We start from the raw sequence: 2,032 nt of genomic DNA, 5'->3' as shown, positions 1-2,032 counted from the left end.
CAAAACACCGCAAGATAAATAAAACAGTAAATATTTGGCATGACCTAACTTATCTTCAACGTTGTTGCCAAAAATCCAAAGAAATAACATATTGCCACCTAAGTGCAACAATCCCCCATGCAAAAATTGTGAAGTAATCAAAGTTGCCCACTCTGGTACTGGTTGATGTACAGAGATACCAGCAAAGCTTAAGGAGAGTTCTCGTGGAACTACAGCCGCAAGGTGTAAAAAACCATTTAATGCTTGTGGGGGAAGACTTGCTTCATAAAGAAAAGCGAGGACGTTGGCAGCAATCAGTCCATAAGTTACATAAGGGGTGATTTTGGTCGGATTATTATCGCTAATTGGAACCACGGGCGTTTTTCCTGATTTGTTAAGACAGCGATTCTAGAATACTGAATTTTGCAAGTATTTTCTTCTACCTCGTGGATAAATCTCGCTTTTAAACTTAAAAACCGAAAGCCAAAAATCCACCATCGACGGTGATACATTGTCCAGTGATGAAAGATGCCGCAGGCATACAAAGAAATGCTACTAAACCCGCTACTTCTTCTGGTTGACCAACCCTTCCCATAGGTGTTTGTGATAGAACTAATTTGAGAAAATCTTGATTATCGAGTACAGATTCGGTTAGAGGCGTGCGAATAGCCCAAGGTGCTACGGTATTTACCCTAATATGATCGGAAGCCCATTCAACTGATAGCGATCGCGTCAGTTGATTTATAGCCGCTTTAGTCATACCATAAGGAGCGCCTGTACGGTTCGAGACTAAACCCGCCACCGAACTTATATTTACAATGCTGCTATTTTCCCCATTTTGCAGCAGAGGGTAAAACAGACGGCACATCTCAAAAATTGATATCTGGTTTGTCTGGATGATGAACTCATATTCAGCAGTCGTGTAGTCTACTACTTTTTTGCTGATATTGGTTCCCACATTATTCACCAGGATGTCTAATTTATCCCAGGTTTTGCCAACCTGCTCAAAAATGGCTTGTCGCCCATCAGGGGTTGCAACATCTGCGGTAATCCCATAAGCAGGTAAGCCTGATTGTTGCCAGGTAATTAATTGTTGTTCAACATCTTGAGAATTCCGTGCCACAATTGTGACTTCCGCACCTAGAGATAAAAACTCATTGGCAACAGCTAGTCCAATGCCTTTGGTAGCACCTGTAATCAGTGCTTTCTTTCCTGTCAGTGTCCAGCGTAGACGTAGCCCCTCGTAGGCATCGCTCATTTGTAATTCTGCGGATTTTTTATTTTCAAGCCATCAATAACCTAATAGTTTATCTTGCAGGTGTCCGATGCGATCGCTTTTTATAGTAATGTAGGCGATCGCAACCCCTAAACTATTCACTGCATCTGATTCCAATTCAATAGCTGACCAAACTCATGTTTTTTTCAAATTCTCTGCAAAATCAACTCCAGCGCTGGAACGAAACCATTCGCAATCAGCCGAAAAATCCCAATGCTTACATTCGCCGAGGCATGGTTAACTTTCAACTAGCCAAGATTGATGAATCTATTCAAGATTTCGACACAGCAGAGCAATTGGATACTAGTATTAAACCCTACCTCTGGCAACGGGGATTATCGTACTATTATGCAGAAAGATTTGCTGAGGGCGCTGAACAATTTGAAATAGATTTGACAGTGAATGCTCAAGATGTAGAAGAAACAGTATGGCGATATCTCTGCATAGCTCGTTCGTTAGGTGTTGAAGAGGCACGTAATTCTTTACTAACTGTAAAAAATGATCCTCGACGTATTATGCAGTGCGTATATGATTTATATGCAGGAAATTGTATACCAGATGATGTTTTAACTGTTGGTAAATCAGAAGGAATAAAGGGAAATTTTTACAGTCATCTTTACTTGGGATTATATTACGAAGTCGAGAATAATATTGGTTTAGCTCAGGAATATATAGTTAAAGCTGCTGATAATTTCAAAATTGATGATTATATGTGGTGTCTGGCATGGGTACATAAGAAGCTACGAGGATGGCCTTGATTTGCTCAGAGGATGTTTT

General features: G+C 40.5%; 3 protein-coding genes. 1 reads left to right on the top strand and 2 read right to left on the bottom strand.

What is annotated here, in order from left to right:
- Both RRG12_RS43490 and RRG12_RS43485 read right to left on the bottom strand, forming a co-directional pair.
- The coding region (locus tag RRG12_RS43490; RefSeq protein ID WP_420763313.1) for a rhomboid family intramembrane serine protease at positions 1 to 354 on the bottom strand (354 nt) is incomplete at its 3' end.
- A gap of 94 nt (positions 355 to 448) precedes the next feature.
- Entirely contained in the window at positions 449 to 1,237 is a 789-nt protein-coding gene (locus RRG12_RS43485) for an SDR family oxidoreductase (protein ID WP_420760806.1), read from the bottom strand.
- A 155-nt stretch (positions 1,238 to 1,392) separates the two neighbouring features.
- Between RRG12_RS43485 and RRG12_RS43480 the strand changes: the two genes are divergently transcribed.
- Positions 1,393 to 2,013, top strand: a complete 621-nt coding sequence (locus RRG12_RS43480) for a tetratricopeptide repeat protein (protein WP_420760805.1) — start codon at positions 1,393 to 1,395, stop codon at positions 2,011 to 2,013.
- Positions 2,014 to 2,032: the final 19 nt, after the last annotated feature.

The sequence above is a fragment of the Nostoc sp. CALU 546 genome (assembly GCF_048836525.1).
Note: the sequence above shows the minus strand (reverse complement) of the source record. Positions and strands in the feature narration are given on the sequence as shown.